This window comes from Streptomyces sp. Q6, from assembly GCF_036967205.1.
Lineage (GTDB): Bacteria > Actinomycetota > Actinomycetes > Streptomycetales > Streptomycetaceae > Streptomyces > Streptomyces citrinus.
The window spans coordinates 6,249,310-6,269,427 of record NZ_CP146022.1 but is presented as its reverse complement, the minus strand read 5'-3'; the positions used below and the strand labels follow the sequence as shown (position 1 = coordinate 6,269,427).

Below are 20,118 nucleotides of genomic sequence, written 5' to 3'. Positions count from 1 at the left end.
GTCCAATGAACCCCATCTCGATGTCATGTCGCGGTCGACGCGCGAGACTCGTCGTCGCCCTGCCCGCTCTGCTTGTCGCGCTCACGTCGTGCACCGGCGACGAGGAGCAGCGCGAGTACGCCACGCCGAAGTCGCTGTGTGGTTCGCGGATCGACTCCGACGAGCTCGCGAAGTTCCTCCCGCCGGGCGAGGAGGTCTCGGTGAAGGCCACGGCGGACACCTCCAAAGCCAGTCGGTGCGCTGTCTCCGTGGACGGCAAGCGCATCGTCTTCACCGCTCAGGAGTGGTGGAACGACATGTCGGTGCTGAACTTCGCCCTGGGCATGACGGACGCGAAGCTCGATCACCGGACCGACGACGGGCGTTTCGTCTACTCGGAGAACCAGGCGTTCGGCAAGACCGAGGGCTGTCGGAACAGCGAGCACGCCGATCAGGTCCTCTATACCGCCATTCAGGCCACCGGGTCCGATCACAAGGACGCGGCGGCCATGAAGAGGCTCATCTCGGACTACACGAAGGACGTCGAGGAGTCGAAGAGCTGCCGGTGACGGTGACGCTCGCGGGCGTCAGCTCGCCGCGGGCGAGGGGGTCTGGTCGGCCTGGATGTCGAAGTCGACGTTCTTGCCTTCCACCTTGGAGACCTTGACGGTGATGCCCAGGGTGCTGCCGTCGCTCGCGGTGAGCGTGCAGCGCGTGGTGGTGCCGACCTTGCCTTCGAGGTCCTCGGGGCAGGTGATGTCCGGCTCGGGCTGTCCCGTCGTCTTGGCGAGCTGCTCGGCGACCGTGTCGGCCAGCTTGCTCTTGGACACCTTCGGGTCGGTGCTGCCCACGCTGACCGAGCCCGAGCAGCCGACGAGGAGCGTGCCCACCGCTACGGCGGAGAGGGCGCAGGTGGCAGCGGCGAGACGGGACTTGATCATGGTGGTTCCATTCCTGATGGTCAGGGAGGCGGGACGCCGAAAGGGAGAAGCGGAGGCCGAGGCGCTCCGGCTCATCGGGGCGGTCAGCATATGGCGCATACGGGGACCACGCCTGGGGTGTTTCGTCGCCTGTCCGGCACATCGCCATACTCCATGGACTCTTCGCTTCAGCAACAGACGATCTTCACCGTCAACTGCCGCGACTGAGCTCAGTTCACAGGAGTACATGGCGTCCGCAGTAATCTCGCCCCATGGAGCAGCTGGTAGGGATCCTGGCGAAGGTCTTCCTCTTCGCTTTCATCATCGGAATGTTCACCCTGGTCATCAGGGCATTCATGCGCAGCAGCCAAGAGGACAAGCGGATGCGCAGGGGGTGGACGGAGCTCGAGCAGGTGGCCGCGGAGCGCGGCTGGACGCATGAACGCCGTGCGGCCGGGCGGGCCACCGAATACTGCGGTGTGGGCCCCATGCCGGGCAGCGGCTCCAACCTGACCGCGTGGCACTACACCACCGGGGAGTTCCGAGGCCGTTCGTTCAAGTGTTTTGAGTACCGGTACTCGAACCCGCTCTCGGGCAGCAGCCAGGTCGGAGAGAGCAGGAAGCTCACGATCGAGTCGGTGTTCCTTGTCTCGGCTCCTGGTACGGCGCCGTACCTGAACCTGAGGCGGCCGGGCACGTTCGACAGGATGATGGGCCGAGGGCCCAGGAAACTGCTCGGTGTTCCGGAATTCGACGCCAAGTTCCGATTCGACACGCATGACGAGGATTTCGCCAGGAGCGTCCTGAGCGACGACTTCCGGGCCTTCCTTCTGTCCGATCAGCGCGCCAGGAAGAATCCCCTTCGAGTGCGCGACGACGAGTTGTTCACCTGGTACACCGGAACTCTTTCGCCGCAGGCGCTCGAAGACCGCCTCGACTACCTGTGCGACGTACTCGACCACATGCCTGAGCAGGCCTGGGTGGCGCTCTGACAAAGAAGAATGCCCCTTACCCGGCGTGAAAGCCTGCCAAGGTAAGGGGCACTTCGCCCAGAGGGTCGGCCTGCCGCTCCGAGCCGTGCTGGCTCAATCGTGGTGTGCTCGCCCCCGGGTACGACGCTCCTCATCGATCTCTGCCTTCTGCTCCCACAAGTACGTGCGGGCAGCGGCTTCTTGATTCTTCCGCTCCTCCGGCGAAAGTTGATCGAACTCCCGCCACCCCTGCTTCATCCGCTCGCCCAGCGCTTCCGCGTACGCAGGAATGCGTGCGGCCTCACGGAGGCCGACCCGGCCGCTGAGCACCTCGCGCGCCATCTCGCGCAACGGGTCGTCAGGGGCTCGGCCGTCAGCCAATCTTTGCAGGCTCTTGCGGAGGGCTCGGGCACGAGCCCGGTCGCCGCACGTGTTGAAGGTGTCCAGGATCGCTCCTTGGGACAACTCTTCGGGTTTGCTCGGCGCTTTGAGGAGGGTCGCCGGCTCGATGACGTCAGTGAAATTGACCATACGGTCGTCCATCTCTCGCTGATTCCAGAACCTGCCGAACCCTGTCCAGCGCGGCGTTCACCGTCTGGACCGTGGCCGCGTGCGTCGTGAGGAAGAGATTCAGCAGTCCCTGATCCGAGATACCGATGCCGGTGTGCTTACCGCAATGGTTCTTGAGTTCGGCGGCCTCTTCCGCCGCTCGACCGACTTGTCGAGCGAACCTATCGAGATCCGAGGGAGTCACCTTCAACGCCACCCGTAGACCTCCATTTCGATCGTCACAGTCCGGCCCCTTCGTCAACTCGCCTCGCTCGCCACGCTGTTCACTCGCACGGTGCATGGTGGCGGTACGCAGGGAGAAACGAGCAAACAGGCTTTGAGGCGGCGATAGGGTGCCCGCCGTGACCGAGAACAGGAGCGGCAGGCTCCGCGGCAGTGAGTCCCTGGACGACCGTGTGAACGCGATGGCCGCGACCGATGACCGCGCGCGGCGTCTCTTCTCCGGTCTTACCGTCCTCTTCGCCGCGTTGCTCGGCCTCGGCTCAGTGGTGTTGCTGGCTCGTGGGCTGAGCGGTGCAGGGCCTCACTACAGCGGCTCGCAGATGGTCGTGGCGGGGGTCGGTGTCGGTGTGGCCGGCGCGGCGCTCGTCGTCCGGGCGCGTCGGGACGCGAGTTGGACGTTGCTGGGGGGCGCGTGCGGGGCATGTGTCGCGTGGCTGGCCGTGGGTGCCGCTCTGGGAAGGATGTAGAGGTTGAGCTGCCCCGGCATACAGCAGGGGAGGTCGATGCCACCGGGGACGAGCGGCCGGGCTGCCTGTCCATCGGGGCCGTCTTGGCGGCAGGGACGCCCGGTGGTGCCGTTCAGCAGGTGGTGAGGTGCGGCGGTCGCCGCGCAGGGGCCCGGCGGGGAGCGGCCTCAGCACTTCCCGTTCCGCGACGTAACCGTCAAGCGGTACGCGAGTTGCTTGTACTTGTCGCTGCTCTCGGCGCCCGCGAGGCCCGGCGGCGTGTGGTCCTGCTTCTTGTAGCGGGCGCGCTCGACGTGCAGGCAGTACGCGTGGTCGGTGCCGTCCGCCTCGACCGTGAAGTCGCCGTCGGTGGACGGGTCTGCGGAGGTCGGCGTGGCGGTCACTCCGGACTGTGGTGCGCCGCCGCCTCCGTAGCGGATGACCGTGTCCTCGATCAGCGTCGCGTAGTCGTCGAAGGAAGGGGTGTCGCCCGTCAGGTTGCTGACGCGGTACCAGTAGCCGTCCAGGTCGTCCGTCGACCGCGTGACCGCGTTCGTCAGCTCGTCGTCGCTCCACTCGCCGTCGCCGTCCATCGCCGTCAACTGCGCGCCCTGCCAGACGCAGAGCGCCGCCATCGTCAGGAGCAGCACCCGCGCCACCACGAAGGCCGCCGTGGGCAGTTCGTCGCCCGAGGGGTGCGTACGGCGGCGTAGCGAGCGGATCCAGTCCGCCCTGACGCAGGCCATCGCCACCACCACCGCCGCCAGGGCGAAGCAGGCGATCGCCGGGCCGGTCACGGGCGGGCCTTGCGGCGGCGGGCGTCGCGGACCGCGACCGCCGTGCCCATGAGGCCGACGACCAGCACGATCGCGCCGAGCGCCGCGTACGTGCCCAGGCGGGCGTTGCGTTCGTCGGCCGTCTCGCCGAAGTGGGCCTGCGGGACCATCGGGGCCTGCGCCTGGGGGCCCGCCTCGTGCGGGGAGGGGGACTCGACGGGGTGGTCGTCGTCGGTCAGGGCGGCCACCGGGTCGATCACGCCCCAGCCCACGTACGCGTCCTTGCCGGGCACCGAGCGCTCCGCGGTCTGTTCGATCTGGGCGACGATCTGGGCCGCGGTCCAGTCGGCGTGCTTCTCCTTCAGGAGGGCCGCGACGCCCGCGACGTACGGGGCCGAGAAGCTCGTACCGCTGTCGGCGCACTGGCCGCCCATCGGGACCGTGGAGACCATGTCGACGCCGGGGGCGGCCACGCCGACCCAGTCGCCGGCCTGGGAGAAGGCGGCGCGTTCGTTGTTGCGGTCGGAGGCCGCGACGGCGAGGACGCCGGGGTACGACGCCGGGTAGGTGCGGCCCGCCTTGCCGCCCATGCCGTCGTTGCCCGCGGAGGCGACGACGACGATCTCCTTGGCCAGGGCCGCGTTCACGGCCTGCTGGAGTCGGGGGGTCGGCTTCGCCGCGTTCGACGTGTCCTGGGAGATGTTGATGACGTCGGCGCCCTTGGCGACGGCGTGGTCGATCGCGTCGGCGAGGGTCTCCGCGGTACCGGTGCCCTCGGCGTCGTTCTGCTTGATCGGGATGATCTTCGCGTCGGGGGCCAGGCCCTCGAACCCGGTGCCGTCGGCCTTGCGGGCGGCGATGATGCCGGCGACGCGCGTGCCGTGGCCGACGGTGTCCGTCGTGCCGTACGCGTTGCCCCAGTCCTCGATCTTCTCGCCCTTCTTGTTCTTCTTGGGGAGGAGGTTGGCGCCGCTGCTCTTCTCGACGGCCGCCGCGAGCTGCTTGTTGTTGGTGGCGACGCCGGTGTCGATGACCGCGACCTGCACATTCTTGCCGGTCGCCTCCTGCCACAGCTCGTCGAGGTTGACGCGCTGGAGCGCCCAGGGGCGGCCTTTGTACGTGGTCTTGCCGAACTCGCACTGGTCGGCCGCGGCGGCCGGGGCCGCGGGCAGCAGGAAGGTGGTCGTCAGCGTGGCGGTCGCGGTGAGGGCGGTCGCCGCGGCGATCAGCGCCGGCCTGCGGATCCCGCGCGCCCCGGCGTCCTCGACTCGGCCGGTGTGTCGCATCAGTTGTCGCGTGAGTCGTCGCGTCAGTCGTGGCATCAGTCGGTCCCCCGTACGCCTACGAACCCTGCGGCTGGCTGGCCGCGCCGATCGACAGACGCGGGCCCGTGGGCAGGAGCTTCGCCCACTCCAGCGGGATGTCGGTCGTGGGCGTGTTCTCGTATCCCAGGCGGGTCTGCGCGATCTTCGCCTCCTGGAGGAGCTCCTTCTGCTGCTTCTCCGAGAGGCCGACGCCCTTGTCGTTCGCGTCGCCGTCGCTGTTGGACTGGAGCGCGTACCGCAGGCCGGTGTCGGTGACCAGGAAGGTGCCGCCGGAGTCGTCCGTGCCCTGGACCTGGCGGAAGAGCTGGCCCGAGCCAGGGGTGACGTAGGTGCTGGAGGAGCCGGTGGCCAGCGGCACCGGGAAGTCGTCGCCCGCCCAGGTGCTGAGCGTGGTGGCGTTGCTCGCTCCGACGCCGCGCAGGGTGTTGCAGATGACGTTGCGGCCGTGGGTCGTGGCGCTCGCGTCGTTGACGGTCTTCGCCGCCTGCGTGGGCCAGTGCTTGTCGTCGGCGAAGCTGCCGTCGGTGACGATCTGGCCGAGCGACACCTTCTGGGCCTCACTGCTCGGGTTGACGGCGGAGAGGTCCTTGGAGGCGAGCAGGAGCTGCGCCGTGAAGGGGGTGACCGTGGCGATGCGGTCCGCGAGGACCACGTAGTACTGCACACCGTTGGTGGCGTTCTCGGTGACCAGGACCTTGCCGACCTTGTTGGTGGCCGCGTCCAGCGAACCGTTGTTGCGCGAGGGGGTGTTGGCGGTGGCGCCGACCGACGGGAAGGAGACGGCGGTGCCGTTGTGCAGCGTGGCCAGCCACTCGTCGGAGACCTTCTGCGGCGTGCGGTTGGCGGCGTCGAGGGCGCGCAGCAGCTGCTGCTTCTCGATGTCGTCCGAGGCGGCCAGCGCGTACTTGGTGCCGCGCGCGTCGACGACGTACTCCTTCTTGGCCTTGTCGTCGGAGATCACGTACATCAGCTCGCCGCCGGTGAGCCGGTTCGTGTTGTCGGTCTGCTTGCGGTCGTCCTTGCCGAGCACGAACGTCGCCTGCTGGACCTCGCCGCCGCTGGTGGGCCGCTCGCACACCATCCAGCGCTTGGCGGCGGCGGCTTCCTTGGCGGAGGGCAGACGGTCGGGGGCGTACGGGATGCCGACGGTGACACCGTGCGGGATCTTGCCGCTGTCGAGCACCGACTCCTCGACGGTCATCACGCTGTCCTGGTGGCCGTCCCCGAGCAGGAGCTTGGCGGAGGCCATGTTGAGGACCGGGTGCAGCTGGGCCTGGCGCTTCTTGCCCTTCTTCTCGCCGGCCTCCATGATCACGTAACGCGTCGTGGACTTGCTCGCCACGATGACGTTCGCGTACGGCGTCTTCCAGCCCTTGGGTGCCGTGGGGCTGAAGAGGCCGATGCCGCCGAAGACCGCGAGGACCACCACGCCGACGATCGTGCCGGGCAGCACCGCCCGCAGCGGCCTCGGCGCTCCCTCCTCCGAGCCCGAAGGAGAGGGCTGGAGGAAGGACGCCAGGGTGCGGCGCTTCGCGAAGGTGTAGGCGTTGAGTTCGTCCCGCCGTGATGCCATCTGTGTCCGCTCTCTCCCCGTGCGGAGCCATGGGGGCAGCTTCCCGCTCCCCCGTCTTTCGGTGACTGTGGTGCCCCGGTGCGCTGCGCGACTGCCGTGGCTGTCAGACCCGGCCCCTACTATGCCTGTTGCGACGTTGTGCGTGTGGCACGGGTAGGGTGCTGAGGCTTTCCAACGAAGACTGAACGAGGACTGCACGAGGACCGTGAAGCCTTCTATGGGGCCTTTGCGTATGGGATTTCGGGAGAGTTCGGGGGGTTTTGAGTGATGGCTTCCGCAACGCGGACTCGATCGCGGTCGCAATCGGGTTCACGGTCGAGATCACGATCGGGTGACCCCTCTCAGCAGGGCTCCCCGCCCCCTTCACAGATGTCACACATTCCTGCACAGAATTCCCGTACGGGAAATGCGCAGGCCCCCTATCGCGGTCCCGTTTCCCCGCATCTGAAGTCGCGTTCCGGACGCGGCGGTTCCTTCGGTGTGCAGCGGCTCGTGATGATCGAGCTGGCCGGCGCGCTCGTCGTGGTCGGCTGGGTGATCGGCACGGTCGCGCTCATCGCCACGGGTGCCGTCGCCGCCCTCCTTCTGCTCCTCGCTCTCGTACGACGCCGGGGGCGTTCCCTGCCGGAGTGGCTGGGCACCGTCCTCGCGCTGCGCTCCCGCCGCCGGCGCGCGGCGAGCACGCCGGTGCCGCCGGGGACCGAGCCGGGTCTGGCGCCCGCCGTGGAGTGCGACCCGAGCCTGCGCACGTACAGCCTCAACCGCGGTGACGACCGGGACCAGCGTCCGGTGGGCATGGTCGGTGACGGCGGGTTCCTGACCGCGGTCCTCCAGGTCGAGTCGGACGCGACCGCGCTGCGCGCCGAGCGCAGCCGCCGCCCGCTGCCCGTCGCGATCGTCCGGGACGCGCTCGAGGTGGACGACATCACGCTGGAGTCCGCGCAGGTCGTGCTGCACACGCAGCCCGCGCCCGCCCTGCACCTGCCCCAGCAGTCGGTGGCGGTCAGCAACTACGCGCCGTTGCAGGCGCAGACCGGTTCGCCCGCGGTGCGCATCACCTGGATCGCACTGAAGCTCGACCCCGAGCTCTGCCCGGAGGCCGTCGCCGCGCGCGGTGGCGGCGTGGTCGGGGCGCAGAAGTGCCTGGCGCGGGTCGCCGAGCACCTGTCCAGCCGGCTGAGCGGTGCCGGGTTCCGGGCGAGCGTGCTCACCGAGGAGGAGCTCGTCGCCGCGGTCGCCACGTCCGCGTGCGCGAACCCGATGGTGACCGCGCAGGCCGGGCGCAGCGAGGCGCCGCAGCGGCGGACCGAGGAGGAGGGCCGCAGCTGGCGCTGCGACAACCGCCGCCACACCACGTACTGGGTGCGCCGCTGGCCCCAACTGGGCGCGGACACTGTTCAGTTGCCCCAGCTCGTCGCGCAGCTGACCACGGTTCCCGCGCTGGCGACGACCTTCAGCCTGACTCTCGCCAAGGGCGACCAGCAGGATGTGACCATGACCGGCCACATGCGCATCACCGGCCGCAGCGACAGCGAGCTGACCACCGCGCGGCGCGATCTGGAGCGGGCCGCGCGCCAGGTGCGGACCGGCCTCGTGCGGCTCGACCGTGAACAACTGCCCGGCGTTCTGGCCACGTTGCCGCTCGGAGGTGCCCGCTGATGGCCATGACGACCCAGGTCACCGAGTTCGGCGAGCGGCTGCGCACCGGCTTCGGGCTGCTCGGCCCGCGCCACGCGCGGCACTCGCTCTCCGTCGAGCAGATGGACGCGCTGGCGCTGCCCATCGGCGACGACGGCGTGGTCGTCGGCGTGGACGCCGAGGGCCAGCCCGCCGTCATGGGCATCAACCGCCCCACCCCGTACGACATCGTGCTCATCGGCGGTCTGTGGACCGCGCAGGTGCTCGCCCTCCGGGCGGCCGCGACGGGGGCGCGGGTCGCCGTCGAGACGGGTCGCGCGCAGCAGTGGGCGCAGCTCGTGCAGGCGGTCGGCGGCGGGCAGTCCGGGATGACCGTGCACGACGTGGGGCGGGTGCCGCCGCAGGGCGCCTCGGCCGGCGGTCCGGTGCTCGTCATCCGCGACTGCGGCATGCGGCCGCCGCGCGGGCGGGTCGCCTCGGCGCCCTGGCAGTCCGTCCTGACGCTGCTGCCGTACCTGAGCCCGGTCGCGCCGCGCCTGATGCGGCAGGCCCGTCTGGTGGGCGTACAGCGGGTGTCGCCGGACGAGGCGACCGAGATCGGGCGCGTCATAGGGCTGCCGCGCGGGGAGTACGAGTCGCTGCCGACGCTCGCCGACGGCGTGACGCTGTGGTGCACCGACCGCGACCGCCAGTACGTGATGACGCAGGCGACGGACGCCGAGAACGGCTTGCTGGGTACCGCGCGCCGGATGGACTGAGGGAACTCCGTTGCCTTCACGGGCGATTCGGGCATTTGCGGTCAAGTGGCCATGCTCGTTCGTCACGTTTTGGTGTACGTCCGCCTCGGTCCCGGCACTCCGGGCCCCACGTGACGCAGCGGACAGCCGGGACGGGGTGGATGGGCCTGCCGTGCACCCGGTTTTCGTGATTAGGCTGGGGTTGAACGTGTTGCGGGCACCCTTGTACGGGTGGGCGCGTACGGCGGCAGGTGCTCGACCACACCAGGAGGCATTGTGAACAGCGATCGGGACGGAATCCGCGGGGGCTGGGATTCACCCGCCGATGATCAGTCCGACGCGGAGTCCAGTGTCGAGATGACGGGCGAGTTCACCATCGACTACGCCCCTCCGGCCTGGTACACGCAGAACGCGGCGGCGAGCACGCCCGAGCCGCCCGCACCGGCTCCGGTTCCGGCCCCGCCCGCTCCGGTTCCGCCGGCTCCCGCGCCGGTCGCCCCGCCCGCGCCCCAGGCCGCGTCCGACGTCAGCTCCGACTCCGGCTCCGGCAACGGGGACTTGGAGAGCGGCGCCACGATGAAGTTCTCCGCGGCCGCGCTGAAGCGGGAGTTCGCGGAACTGTCGGCGCTCGGCGAGCAGCAGCCCGAGCAGGGCAGCACGCAGGAGCACGAGCACGGGAACGCGCAGGGGAACGCGCAGGGCGACGAGCACAAGGACGAGCAGCCGGCCCCGCAGGCGGACGTGACGCCCGCCGAGGGCGACGCCGAGACGCCACGCTCCTGGGTCGACGCCCACAGCACGCAGGGCGACGCCCCCACCGGCGGCTCGGACGACGGGGACTTCGCGCTGCGCGCGGCGGACACGAGCGCCGGTACCGGTACGGACACGGGCACGGGCACGGGAGCAGACCCGGGTACGGGCACCGACACGAGCAGCGGTGCTGACAGCGGCGCCCCCACGAGCACGGGCCTCGACGCAGGCGTCGACCCGGTCGCCGGCAGCGACGCCGCGAACACCGGCGAGGCTCCCGCGCTCCCGGATGCCTTCGTGACCCCGACGTCTCCCGAGGCCCCTGAGTCTCCCGAGCTCCCCGAGCCGGCCGTCGTCGCCGAGACCGCCGGCACGGACGGCTCGGATCAGGCGGAGTCCGCGCCCGACGCCCCCGTCGTACCGGACGCGCCCGCCGCCTGGACTCCCCGCCCGCCCCGGAAGGCGGGGTCCCGCCGCTGCCCCCGGCGTTCCAGCCGGCCGCGCCGCCCGCCGCCCAGCAGTGGACCGAGCCGGCTCCCGGCCAGCAGCCCCGGCCGCTCCGGTGGCCCCCGCCGCCCCGGTCGCCCCCGCCGCGCCGGAAGCATGGCCCGCGCAGCCCCCGGCGGCCGCACAGCACCAGCCTCCGGCCCCGGCGCAGGGCGGCTACGGCTTCCCGCAGCAGCAGGCTCAGCCCCAGCCGGGCGGTGGCTACGGCTTCCCCAGCCTCAGCCGCAGGCGCAGCCCCGGCCCCGATCGCGGCACCGGGTCAGCCCATCGCCCCCAACCCCCTGCCCCGCAAGGCGGTTACGGCTTCCCGCAGCAGCAGCCCCGGCTCAGCCGCAGCCGCAGCCGCAGCCGCAGGCACATCCCCCGCCCCCCAGGGCGGCTACGGCTTCCCCAGCAGCAGCCTCAGGCCCAGCCCCAGCCGCACCCGCAGCCCCCATGCAGGCTCAGCCGCAGCCCGGCGCCCCCAACCCCCTGCCCCGCGAGGCGGTTACGGGTTCCCCCAGCAGCAGGGCCAGGCCCAACCGCAGCCCCCGGCCCAGGGTCAGGGTCAGGGTCCGTACCCGCAGCCGCCCGCGGCCGCGCAGCCCGCCCCGGCCGCCGACCCCCGTACCGGCGCCGCCTGGCCGCAGCCCATACAGCACGACCAGCGCCAGCCCACGAACGTCGGCGGCGCACCGCTCGGCTACACCGCGGCCGTCGAGCTGTCGGCCGACCGGCTGCTCAACAACAAGAAGCAGAAGGCGAAGAGCAGCCGCCCCGGCGGCGGCAACAACCGCTTCAAGCTCGGCGGCAAGAAGGAAGAGGCCGAGCGGCAGCGGAAGCTGGACCTGATCCGCACGCCGGTCCTGTCCTGCTACCGCATCGCCGTGATCAGCCTCAAGGGCGGTGTGGGCAAGACGACCACGACCACCGCGCTCGGCTCGACCCTGGCCACCGAGCGCCAGGACAAGATCCTCGCGATCGACGCCAACCCGGACGCGGGCACCCTCGGCCGCCGCGTGCGCCGGGAGACCGGCGCGACCATCCGCGACCTGGTGCAGTCGATCCCGCACCTGCACTCGTACATGGACATCCGGCGGTTCACGTCGCAGGCGCCGTCCGGACTGGAGATCATCGCGAACGACGTGGACCCGGCGGTCTCGACGACGTTCAACGACGAGGACTACCGCAGCGCCATCGACGTGCTCGGCAAGCAGTACCCGATCATCCTGACCGACTCGGGCACCGGCCTGCTCTACTCCGCGATGCGGGGGGTCCTCGACCTCGCCGACCAGTTGATCATCATCTCGACCCCGTCGGTCGACGGCGCGAGCAGTGCCAGTACGACGCTGGACTGGCTCTCCGCGCACGGCTACGCCGACCTCGTCTCGCGCTCCATCACCGTCATCTCGGGTGTGCGCGAGACCGGCAAGATGATCAAGGTGGAGGACATCGTCAGCCACTTCGAGACGCGCTGCCGCGGTGTCGTCGTGGTCCCGTTCGACGAGCACCTGGCGGCCGGTGCCGAGGTCGACCTCGACATGATGCGGCCGAAGGTGCGCGAGGCGTACTTCAACCTCTCCGCGATGGTCGCCGAGGACTTCGTGCGGGCTCAGCAGCAGCAGGGCCTGTGGACCCAGGCGGACGGCGGCCAGCCGCCCACCATGGCCCCGCCGATGCCCGGTTACCAGCAGCAGCCCTACCCGGGTCAGCAGCCGCCCCCGCAGCCGTACCCCGGCCAGCAGCCGCAGGCCCCGTACCCGCCGCAGGGGATGCCGCCCCAGGGTCCGCCGCCGCCCGCCCAGCCGGGTCAGCCCGGACCGCAGCCCGGCTGGCAGACCCCGCCGCCTCCGCCGCCGCAGCAGGCACAGCCGCAGGCGCAGCCGCAAGGTCAGCCCGGCCCGCCGCCGGCGTGGCAGCAGCAACCACCGCAGCAGTGACAACTCACCGAAAGGCCCGCACCGTTGGACGGTGCGGGCCTTTCGCGCGCTCCTGAGCATTACGGGCATCACGCTCTGGCCTGCAAAGCGTCAGAGGTCTCGACCAATGTGCGTGAAATGCACGTCAACTCGTTATTTCCGCAGGCCACATGGGGTTCACCTGCCGTTGACGTGCGTCAACAGCCGCTGATAAACACACACTTCATTCAGCCATGCCCATGCTGTGCGAGCGATGCGCGAGGTCACCGACCGATGAACGAACAAGCTCAGCAACATCCGCACCACAGAACTCTCCTGGCAGCCGGTCTCGCCGCGTTCTCCCTGACCGCCGCGCTGGCCACGCCGCTCAATCCGTTCCCCCAAGAGGCCCAGGCCAAAGACAGCGGCGACAAGACGACGCTCACCGTCGCGGTCGCGCAGAGCGTCGACTCGCTGAGCCCGTTCCTGGCGCAGCGGCTGCTCAGTACGAGCATCCACCGACTCACGTACGAGTACCTGACGAACTACGACGCCAAGGACAACCACGTCATCCCCGGCCTCGCCACCAAGTGGGAGTCGTCGTCCGACAAGTTGACGTGGACGTACACGATCCGGGACGACTCGAAGTGGTCCGACGGTGAGCAGGCGACGGCCAAGGACGCGGCCTTCACGTTCAACAAGATGATGACGGACGAGGGCGCGGCCACCGCGAACGGCTCCTTCGTCGGCAACTTCAAGAAGGTCACGGCGCCCAGCGACACCCAGCTGGTCATCGAGCTCAAGAAGCCGCAGGCGACCATGACGGCGCTCGACGTCCCGATCGTGCCGGAGCACGTCTGGAAGGACGTCAAGGACTACTCGAAGTTCAACAACGACGACACGTTCCCGGTCGTCGGCAACGGCCCGTACGTCCTGACCGGCTACAAGACCGACCAGTACGTGAAGCTGGAGCGCAACAAGGACTTCTGGCGCAAGACCGGGAAGCCGCAGTTCGACGAGATCGTCTTCAAGACGTACAAGGACCAGGACGCCGCGGTCGCCGCGCTCCGCAAGGGCGAGGTCTCCTTCGTCGCCGGTTCCCCGGCCCTGACACCCGCTCAGGCGGCGTCCCTCAAGGGCGAGAAGAACATCAAGGTCAACGAGGGTCCGGGGCGCCGCTTCTACGCGATCGCCACCAACCCGGGCGCGCGGACCAAGGACGGCAAGAAGTTCGGCGACGGCAACAAGGCGCTGCTCGACCAGAAGGTGCGCCAGGCGCTGTTCCGCGCGGTCGACACCAAGGCCATCGTCGACCGGGTCTTCCAGGGCCACGCGGTGCAGGGCGAGGGCTACATCCCGCCGCGCTTCAAGGACTACTTCTGGCAGCCGTCGGACAGCCAGAAGCTGAGCTACGACACCAAGGCCGCGGCCGAGCTGCTCGACGACGCGGGCTACAAGCTCAAGGACGGCAAGCGCGTCGGCAAGGACGGCAAGCCGCTCGACTTCCGCATCCTGTGCCACGCCACCGACCCGAACGACAAGGCGATCGGCAAGTACCTGAAGGAGTGGTGGGGCAAGCTCGGCATCGGCCTGAAGGTCGACTGCATCGACGACGTCTCCGTGCCCTGGTACGCCGGTGAGTACGACCTCGCCTTCGACGGCTGGTCGGTGAACCCGGACCCGGACTTCGTGCTCGGCATCCACACCTGCGCGGCGCTGCCCACCAAGGCCAAGGAGAGCGCGGCCACCGACAACTTCATCTGCGACAAGAAGTACGACGAGCTCTACCAGAAGCAGCTGGCCGAGTACGACCCCGCCAAGCGGGCGGACATCGTCAAGCAGATGGAGTCGTGGCTGTACGACTCCGGGTACATGAATGTCATGGCGTACCCGAACGCGGTCGAGGCGTACCGCACGGACCAGATCAAGTCCATCCAGACGATGCCCACCGCGGCCGGCAACATCTACGGCCAGGACGGCTACTGGAGCTGGTGGTCGGCCGTTCCGGCGTCCTCGTCGGACAGCGGTGACTCGTCGGACTCGGGCAGCTCCACCGGTGTCGTGATCGGGATCGTGGTCGTCGCGCTCCTGCTGATCGGCGGAGGCGTGTTCTTCGGGATGCGCCGCCGGACGACCGCGGACGACCGCGAGTAAGAGAGCACGTGAACCATGGCTGCTGACAGCACCCCGGCGCTCGTGCAGTCCGCGACGTCCGACGGCGGCCCCACTCCGGTGGGGCCGTCGTCGGCCGCCCGCGGCCCACGGGCCCGCAACACCAAGGCGTACCTCCAGTACGCCGCGACGAAGATCGTGGGGGCGGCGGTCTCGCTCTTCGCCGTCCTCGTCACGAGCTTCTTCCTGTTCCGCCTCATCCCGAGCGACCCGGTCAAGCAGATGACCGGCGGCCGGCGCGTCTCCGAGCAGCAACTGGAGAACCTGCGTCACCAGTTCGGCCTCGACCAGCCGATGTGGAAGCAGTTCACGTCGTACATCGGGGACGCGCTGACCGGCGACTTCGGGATGTCGTACCAGTTCCACACCCCGGTCATCGACAAGATCACCGATGCGCTCCCCGCGACGCTGCTGCTGACCGGCACGGCGTACGTCCTGTACTCGGCGCTCGGCATCTGGCTGGGCACCCGCACGGCGTGGCGCAACGGATCGCGCAGCGACCGCTTCAACACGGCGTTCGCGCTGACCCTGTACTCGGTCCCGTCGTTCTGGCTGGGCCTGCTCCTCATCATCGTGTTCGCGGTGGGCGTCGGCCCGATCCCCGGCATGTTCCCGACGGGCGGCCTCGAATCGGGTGGCGAGAGCGGATTCGCGTACGTCATCGACGTCGCGCACCATCTGGTCCTCCCGGTGATCACGCTGGTCGCGGTCGGCTACGCGCAGACGCTGCTCGTCATGCGCTCCTCGCTGCTCGACGAGATGGGCAGCGACTATCTGACGACCGCGCGGGCCAAGGGGCTGCGCGACGACGTCGTGCGCCGCAAGCACGCGGTGCCGAACGCGATGCTGCCCACCTTCACCCTGATGTTCGTGAACCTCGGACAGGTGGTGGCGGGGCAGATCCTCGTCGAGACGGTGTTCTCCTGGCCGGGCCTCGGCGGCCTCTTCTACCAGGCGCTCTCCGTGCCCGATCTCCCGCTCGTCCAGGGCCTGTTCTTCGTCTTCGCCACCGCGGTGATCCTCGCGAACACCCTCGCCGACATCCTCTATCCGCTGCTCGACCCGAGGGTGGGCCGATGACGACGACAACCCCCGCGAGCGCCAGTGCCAGGTCGCTGGCGCGCGCCCGCAAGCGGCAGTCCCTGGCCCGCTTCTGGCGCTCCTACCGCGCGCACAAGGGCGGCCTGTGGGGCCTGGGTCTGCTGCTCCTGATCGCGCTCGTCGCGATCCTCGCCCCGGTCCTGGTCGGCGCGGACGCGCAGTCGGTGACCAGTGCGCCCGGCGGCCCGCTGGAGGGACCGAGCGCCGAGTTCCCGCTGGGCACCGACCAGTTCGGGCGCAGTGTGCTCGCGCTCCTGGTGTACGGGGCCCGGGTCTCGCTCACCGTCGGTCTGCTCGCCGCGTTCCTGTGCGTGGCGATCGGCACGGTCATCGGGATCGTCGCCGGGCACTTCCGCGGCTGGTACGCGACCGTGCTGATGCGTGTCACGGACTGGTTCCTGGTGATGCCGACGCTGGTCCTCGCGATCGCGCTGGCGACGGTGATGGACCGCTCGATGTGGACCGTCATCATCGCGATCGGCGTGACGACCTGGCCGACCACGGCCCGGCTCGTGCGCGCCCAGACGCTGGCCGTGGAGTCCCGCCCGTACATCGAGCGGGCCCGCGCGCTCGGCGGCGGCCACGGTCATGTCATGACCCGGCACGTGCTGCCGAACGTGATGCCGCTGGTCCTCGCCCAGACCACGATGATCATCTCGTCCGCGATCCTCACGGAGGCGACCCTCGCCTTCCTCGGTCTGTCCGATCCGACGATCACCTCGTGGGGCGGCATGCTCCAGGACGCGCGCGAGGCGGGCGCGGTGAGCGCGGGCGACTGGTGGTACCTGGCACCGCCCGGCATCGCGATCGCCGTCGTGGCGCTCTCCTTCACGCTGTGCGGCCGCGCCATCGAATCCGTCCTCAACCCGAAGCTGGGGGTGCGGTCATGACGCTTCTGGAGGTACGGGACCTCGAAGTGACGTACGCCGGAGGGGCGCAGGCCGTCCGCGGCGTGAACCTGTCCGTCGAGGCGGGCCAGAAGCTCGGCATCGCGGGCGAGTCGGGCTGCGGCAAGTCGACGCTGGCTCTCGCGCTGCTGCGGCTGCTGCCCGCCGGAGCGAAGGTCTCCGGCGAGATCCTCCTGAACGGGGAGGACGCCCTGGCCATGAAGTGGGGCCGGGTCCGCGCGGTGCGCTGGGCGGGCGCGTCGATCGTCTTCCAGGGCGCGATGCACTCGCTGAACGCCGTGCACCGCGTCGGCGACCAGATCGCCGAGCCGATCCTGCTGCACAAGAAGGCCACGCAGGCGGGCGCGAAGAAGAAGGTCGCCGAACTCCTCGAACACGTGGGGCTTCCGGCCGCGCGCGCCGCCTCGTACCCGCACGAGCTGTCCGGTGGCCAGCGCCAGCGCGTGATGATCGCGATGGCGCTCGCCTGCGACCCGGAGCTGATCATCGCGGACGAGCCGACGACGGCGCTGGACGTGATGATCCAGGCCCAGATCCTGCGCCTGATCGAGCAGTTGGTGGCGGAGCAGAGCCTCGGGCTCATCATGATCAGCCACGACCTCGCGGTCCTCTCCGACACCTGCGACCGGCTCGCGGTGATGTACGCGGGCCGCGTCGTCGAGGAGGGCCCGGCCGCCGAGGTGTACGAGAACGCGGCGCATCCGTACGGCAAGGCGCTGTCGGCCGCGTTCCCCACGATCGGCGATCCGGCGTCCCGGTTCGCGCCGCGCGGGCTGCCCGGCGACCCGCCGGACCCGTCGGCGCTGCCGTCCGGCTGTACGTTCCATCCCCGCTGCCCGGTGGCGGTGGAGGTGTGCTCGACGCAGGACCAGGTGCTGCGGGACGCGGGGCCGGGGCGACGCGTGGCGTGTGTGCACGTGGACGCGACCGACAGCGCCGCCGACGCGGTCGAGGCAAGGAGCACGACGGCATGACCGAGACACTGTTGAGCGCCGACCGACTGCACATGACGTTCCCGGGCCGGCGGGGCGCCGCCGAGGCACGGGCCGTGGACGGCGTCGACCTGGACATCGCGCCGGGCGAGATCGTGGCCCTGGTCGGCGAGTCGGGCTGCGGCAAGACGAGTCTGGCCCGCACGCTGCTCGGCCTGGAGCGGCCGACGTCGGGGCGAGTCACGTTCTCCGGGAAACCGCTGGACTACGGCTCACGGGCGCTGAAGGCGTACCGCAAGCGGGTGCAGCTGGTGCTCCAGGACCCGAGCGGCTCGCTCAATCCGCGGCACACCGTGTACGACGCGGTGGCGGAGGGGCTGCGTATCCACGGGTACGCGGGCGACGAGCGCGAGGCCGTCGCCCACGCCCTGTCCCGTGCGGGGCTGCGGCCCCCGGAGCGGTTCTTCCTGCGCTACCCGCACGAGCTGTCCGGCGGTCAGCGCCAGCGCGTGGTGATCGCGGGTGCGCTGGTCCTGGAGCCGGAGCTGATCGTGGCGGACGAGCCGGTGGCGTCGCTGGACGCGTCGGTGCGCGGCGAGATCCTGGCGCTGCTCCTGCGGCTGCGGGACGAGTTGGGGCTCTCGGCGCTGGTCGTCACGCACGACCTGGGGCTCGCGTGGAACATCGCGGACCGGGTCGCGGTGATGTACCTGGGGCGGATCGTGGAGACGGGCAGGGTGGAGGAGGTCCTGACGTCGCCTCAGCACCCGTACACGCAGGCCCTGTTGTCGGTGCTTCCCGAGGCGCCCGGCGATCCGGTGGTCCTCACCGGCGAGCCGCCGGACCCGTCGCGGATTCCCGGCGGCTGCCGGTTCCACGCGCGGTGCCAGATCCTGGCGAGCGGGGAGGCGGACGCGGCGGGTGTCTCCGAGGCGTGCCGGACCGTGGACCTGCCGGTGCTGTCGGGTGCGGGCGGGGCGCAGGTGGCGTGCCACTGGGCCGCCGCCCGGGTCACGGAGGGGGCGCCTTAGGCGCCGCCTCCGGGGGCTCGGCGACGGGTACGGGTCGTTCGTGGCCGCTCGCGCGGTTCCTCGCGCCCCTGAAGGCGTGCGGCTTCGCCGCTTGCCCTTCAGGGGCGACACCCCCGCCCGGCGACGAAGGCGCGGAACCGCCTACTCCTGGTGGAACGCCGCCGCCTGGCCCACCACATAGTCACCGGCCGGCTGCTGCGTGATCACGTTCAGGCGGTTGAACGCGTTGATGCCGGCGATCAGGCAGACCAGGGCCCCGAGCTGCTCCTCGTCGAAGTGCTTCGCGGCGTTCTCCCACACCGCGTCGCTGACGCCGCCGGCACCGTCCGCGAGGCGCGTGCCCTCCTCGGCCAGTTCGAGCGCGGCGCGCTCCGCGTCGGTGAAGACCGTGGCCTCGCGCCAGGCGGCGACGAGGTGCAGCCGCAGCGTGGTCTCACCGGCGGCGGCCGCCTCCTTGGTGTGCATGTCGAGGCAGCCCGAACAGCCGTTGATCTGGCTGGCGCGGATCTTCACGAGTTCCTGCGTCGCGGCGGGCAGACCCGCGTCCGCGAGCGGCATGTGCGCCCCGGCGAGACGCTTCACGAAGCTCATCGCGGACTTGTTGGCGAACATGTTCAGGCGCGCTTCCATGGCGTGCTCCCTGTCTCGTTGTGGCTGGGTACGCCTAGGTGACGAGACAGGGGGCGACGGTGTGACACACCTGAGGTGTGGCCTGGGCCACGTCCTAGTCGGTGTACGCCTCGATGAGCTCGCGCGCGCGCTTCACGTCGTCGGCGATCGCCTCGACGAGCTGCTCCAGCGAGTCGAACTTCGACATGCCGCGCACGAACGCGAGGAAGTCCACGGCGACGTGCAGCCCGTACAGGTCGAGGCCGACGCGGTCGATCGCGTACGCCTCGACGGTCCGCTCGGTGCCGTCGAACTGCGGGTTCGTGCCGACGGAGATCGCGGCGGGCATCGCCTCGCCGTTCACGTGCAGCCAGCCCGCGTAGACGCCGTCGGCGGGGATCGCGGTGTGCGGCAGGGTCTCCACGTTGGCGGTCGGGAAGCCGAGTTCGCGGCCACGCTGCGCGCCGCGCACGACGACGCCCTCGACGCGGTGCGGCCGCCCGAGGATCTCGCGGGCCCCCTCCACGTCACCCTCGGCGACGAGCCGCCGGGTCAGCGTGGACGAGAACGGCTCGCCGCCGCCCGCGCTGCCACTGACGTACAGGTCGACGACCTCGACCTCGAAGTCGTAGGTGGCACCCTGCTCGACGAGGAAGTCGACGGTGCCCGCGGCCTTGTGGCCGAAGCGGAAGTTGGGGCCCTCGACGACCAGGCGCGCGCGCAGCTTGTCGACGAGCACCTTCGCCACGAAGTCGGCCGGCGACAGCTTCGAGAACTCGGTGGTGAACGGGAGGATGAGGACCGCGTCCACGCCGAGCTCGGCCATCAGCTCGGCACGCCGGTGGTGCGGCGCGAGCAGCGGCGGGTGCGAGCCGGGGCGCACGACCTCGCTCGGGTGCGGGTCGAAGGTGACGACGACGGCCGGGACGCCCAGCTCGCGCGCCCGTTCCACGGCCCGCCCGATGATCAGCTGGTGTCCGCGGTGCACTCCGTCGTAGGAGCCGATGGTGACGACGCTGCGCCCCCAGTCCTGGGGGATGTCCTCCAAGCCACGCCAGCGCTGCACGGTGATTG

At 70.4% G+C, this 20,118-nt stretch carries 20 protein-coding genes and 1 pseudogene; 12 read left to right on the top strand and 9 right to left on the bottom strand.

The features are described from left to right. The first annotated feature begins 5 nt into the window (after window positions 1-5). The gene (locus V2W30_RS29275; protein WP_338701167.1) at window positions 6-548 is read left to right on the top strand and encodes a hypothetical protein; all 543 of its coding nucleotides are present in this window, start codon (window positions 6-8) and stop codon (window positions 546-548) included. An 18-nt stretch (window positions 549-566) separates the two neighbouring features. Here V2W30_RS29275 and V2W30_RS29270 read toward each other — a convergent pair whose 3' ends face one another. Beyond that, a complete protein-coding gene (locus V2W30_RS29270; protein WP_338701165.1) occupies window positions 567-920 on the bottom strand; it encodes a DUF4333 domain-containing protein in 354 nt (117 codons plus the stop codon). 251 nt (window positions 921-1,171) lie between these two features. On the opposite strand from V2W30_RS29270, the gene V2W30_RS29265 reads away from it, so the two are divergent. Continuing rightward, window positions 1,172-1,891, top strand: coding sequence for a hypothetical protein (locus V2W30_RS29265; RefSeq protein WP_338701164.1), 720 nt, complete (start codon window positions 1,172-1,174; stop codon window positions 1,889-1,891). Window positions 1,892-1,984: 93 nt separating this feature from the next. Here V2W30_RS29265 and V2W30_RS29260 read toward each other — a convergent pair whose 3' ends face one another. Both V2W30_RS29260 and V2W30_RS29255 read right to left on the bottom strand, forming a co-directional pair. Continuing rightward, window positions 1,985-2,401 (bottom strand): hypothetical protein, encoded by a 417-nt coding sequence (locus V2W30_RS29260; RefSeq protein ID WP_338701163.1) that lies wholly within the window; start codon window positions 2,399-2,401, stop codon window positions 1,985-1,987. Next, on the bottom strand, window positions 2,385-2,636 hold the full coding sequence (locus V2W30_RS29255) for a hypothetical protein (protein ID WP_338701162.1): 252 nt from the start codon (window positions 2,634-2,636) through the stop codon (window positions 2,385-2,387). The genes V2W30_RS29260 and V2W30_RS29255 overlap by 17 nt, the downstream gene beginning before the upstream one ends. A gap of 145 nt (window positions 2,637-2,781) precedes the next feature. Between V2W30_RS29255 and V2W30_RS29250 the strand changes: the two genes are divergently transcribed. After that, on the top strand, window positions 2,782-3,129 hold the full coding sequence (locus V2W30_RS29250; RefSeq protein ID WP_338701161.1) for a hypothetical protein: 348 nt from the start codon (window positions 2,782-2,784) through the stop codon (window positions 3,127-3,129). Between the two features lie 167 nt (window positions 3,130-3,296). Here the strand turns inward: V2W30_RS29250 and V2W30_RS29245 are convergent, their stop codons facing one another. Genes V2W30_RS29245 through eccB form a run of 3 tightly spaced genes read right to left on the bottom strand, consistent with a single transcriptional unit; the run spans window position 3,297 to window position 6,782 of the window. Then, a complete protein-coding gene (locus tag V2W30_RS29245) occupies window positions 3,297-3,905 on the bottom strand; it encodes a hypothetical protein (protein WP_338701160.1) in 609 nt (202 codons plus the stop codon). After that, entirely contained in the window at window positions 3,902-5,170 is a 1,269-nt protein-coding gene (mycP, locus tag V2W30_RS29240; RefSeq protein ID WP_338701159.1) for a type VII secretion-associated serine protease mycosin, read from the bottom strand. Before mycP ends, V2W30_RS29245 begins: the two co-directional genes overlap by 4 nt. A 55-nt stretch (window positions 5,171-5,225) precedes the next feature. Beyond that, window positions 5,226-6,782: a type VII secretion protein EccB gene (eccB, locus tag V2W30_RS29235; RefSeq protein ID WP_338701158.1), complete on the bottom strand. Its 1,557-nt coding sequence runs from the start codon at window positions 6,780-6,782 to the stop codon at window positions 5,226-5,228. Window positions 6,783-7,049: 267 nt separating this feature from the next. On the opposite strand from eccB, the gene eccE reads away from it, so the two are divergent. From eccE to V2W30_RS29220, 3 genes and pseudogenes are all read left to right on the top strand, one after another. Then, a complete protein-coding gene (gene eccE, locus V2W30_RS29230) occupies window positions 7,050-8,441 on the top strand; it encodes a type VII secretion protein EccE (protein ID WP_425244610.1) in 1,392 nt (463 codons plus the stop codon). Continuing rightward, window positions 8,441-9,178, top strand: coding sequence for a hypothetical protein (locus tag V2W30_RS29225; RefSeq protein ID WP_338701154.1), 738 nt, complete (start codon window positions 8,441-8,443; stop codon window positions 9,176-9,178). Before eccE ends, V2W30_RS29225 begins: the two co-directional genes overlap by 1 nt. Window positions 9,179-9,388: 210 nt before the next feature. Further along, window positions 9,389-9,514 (top strand): annotated as a pseudogene (locus V2W30_RS29220) (hypothetical protein); the annotation flags it as partial. Window positions 9,515-9,537: 23 nt separating this feature from the next. Here V2W30_RS29220 and V2W30_RS29215 read toward each other — a convergent pair. Next, window positions 9,538-10,044 (bottom strand): hypothetical protein, encoded by a 507-nt coding sequence (locus V2W30_RS29215; RefSeq protein ID WP_338701152.1) that lies wholly within the window; start codon window positions 10,042-10,044, stop codon window positions 9,538-9,540. A 567-nt stretch (window positions 10,045-10,611) separates the two neighbouring features. Between V2W30_RS29215 and V2W30_RS29210 the strand changes: the two genes are divergently transcribed. The 6 genes from V2W30_RS29210 to V2W30_RS29185 all read left to right on the top strand — a co-directional run bounded on the left by V2W30_RS29210 (window position 10,612) and on the right by V2W30_RS29185 (window position 18,435). Beyond that, entirely contained in the window at window positions 10,612-12,333 is a 1,722-nt protein-coding gene (locus V2W30_RS29210; protein WP_338701150.1) for a MinD/ParA family protein, read from the top strand. Window positions 12,334-12,585: 252 nt separating this feature from the next. Next, window positions 12,586-14,445, top strand: coding sequence for an ABC transporter substrate-binding protein (locus V2W30_RS29205; protein ID WP_338701148.1), 1,860 nt, complete (start codon window positions 12,586-12,588; stop codon window positions 14,443-14,445). 15 nt (window positions 14,446-14,460) lie between these two features. Next, complete coding sequence (locus tag V2W30_RS29200; RefSeq protein WP_338701146.1) at window positions 14,461-15,543, top strand: ABC transporter permease; 1,083 nt, start codon at window positions 14,461-14,463, stop codon at window positions 15,541-15,543. Continuing rightward, window positions 15,540-16,454 carry an ABC transporter permease gene (locus V2W30_RS29195; protein ID WP_338701145.1) on the top strand — a complete coding sequence of 305 codons (915 nt, stop codon included), beginning with the start codon at window positions 15,540-15,542 and terminating at the stop codon, window positions 16,452-16,454. The genes V2W30_RS29200 and V2W30_RS29195 overlap by 4 nt, the downstream gene beginning before the upstream one ends. Next, on the top strand, window positions 16,451-17,446 hold the full coding sequence (locus tag V2W30_RS29190) for an ABC transporter ATP-binding protein (RefSeq protein ID WP_338701143.1): 996 nt from the start codon (window positions 16,451-16,453) through the stop codon (window positions 17,444-17,446). Before V2W30_RS29195 ends, V2W30_RS29190 begins: the two co-directional genes overlap by 4 nt. Continuing rightward, a complete protein-coding gene (locus tag V2W30_RS29185) occupies window positions 17,443-18,435 on the top strand; it encodes an ABC transporter ATP-binding protein (RefSeq protein WP_338701141.1) in 993 nt (330 codons plus the stop codon). The genes V2W30_RS29190 and V2W30_RS29185 overlap by 4 nt, the downstream gene beginning before the upstream one ends. 141 nt (window positions 18,436-18,576) lie before the next feature. On the opposite strand, the gene V2W30_RS29180 is transcribed toward V2W30_RS29185, so the two are convergent. Continuing rightward, a complete protein-coding gene (locus tag V2W30_RS29180) occupies window positions 18,577-19,065 on the bottom strand; it encodes a carboxymuconolactone decarboxylase family protein (RefSeq protein WP_338701139.1) in 489 nt (162 codons plus the stop codon). A 94-nt stretch (window positions 19,066-19,159) separates the two neighbouring features. Then, window positions 19,160-20,110 (bottom strand): bifunctional riboflavin kinase/FAD synthetase, encoded by a 951-nt coding sequence (locus V2W30_RS29175; RefSeq protein WP_338701138.1) that lies wholly within the window; start codon window positions 20,108-20,110, stop codon window positions 19,160-19,162. Between the last annotated feature and the right edge of the window lie 8 nt (window positions 20,111-20,118).

Coding starts and splice junctions, on each gene's coding strand:
- V2W30_RS29275 (WP_338701167.1), top strand. CDS start 6: ATGAACCCCATCTCGATGTCATGTCGCGGTCGACGCGCGAGACTCGTC.
- V2W30_RS29270 (WP_338701165.1), bottom strand. CDS start 920: ATGATCAAGTCCCGTCTCGCCGCTGCCACCTGCGCCCTCTCCGCCGTA.
- V2W30_RS29265 (WP_338701164.1), top strand. CDS start 1,172: ATGGAGCAGCTGGTAGGGATCCTGGCGAAGGTCTTCCTCTTCGCTTTC.
- V2W30_RS29260 (WP_338701163.1), bottom strand. CDS start 2,401: ATGGTCAATTTCACTGACGTCATCGAGCCGGCGACCCTCCTCAAAGCG.
- mycP (WP_338701159.1), bottom strand. CDS start 5,170: ATGCGACACACCGGCCGAGTCGAGGACGCCGGGGCGCGCGGGATCCGC.
- eccB (WP_338701158.1), bottom strand. CDS start 6,782: ATGGCATCACGGCGGGACGAACTCAACGCCTACACCTTCGCGAAGCGC.
- eccE (WP_425244610.1), top strand. CDS start 7,050: ATGGCTTCCGCAACGCGGACTCGATCGCGGTCGCAATCGGGTTCACGG.
- V2W30_RS29225 (WP_338701154.1), top strand. CDS start 8,441: ATGGCCATGACGACCCAGGTCACCGAGTTCGGCGAGCGGCTGCGCACC.
- V2W30_RS29205 (WP_338701148.1), top strand. CDS start 12,586: ATGAACGAACAAGCTCAGCAACATCCGCACCACAGAACTCTCCTGGCA.
- V2W30_RS29200 (WP_338701146.1), top strand. CDS start 14,461: ATGGCTGCTGACAGCACCCCGGCGCTCGTGCAGTCCGCGACGTCCGAC.
- V2W30_RS29195 (WP_338701145.1), top strand. CDS start 15,540: ATGACGACGACAACCCCCGCGAGCGCCAGTGCCAGGTCGCTGGCGCGC.
- V2W30_RS29190 (WP_338701143.1), top strand. CDS start 16,451: ATGACGCTTCTGGAGGTACGGGACCTCGAAGTGACGTACGCCGGAGGG.
- V2W30_RS29185 (WP_338701141.1), top strand. CDS start 17,443: ATGACCGAGACACTGTTGAGCGCCGACCGACTGCACATGACGTTCCCG.
- V2W30_RS29180 (WP_338701139.1), bottom strand. CDS start 19,065: ATGGAAGCGCGCCTGAACATGTTCGCCAACAAGTCCGCGATGAGCTTC.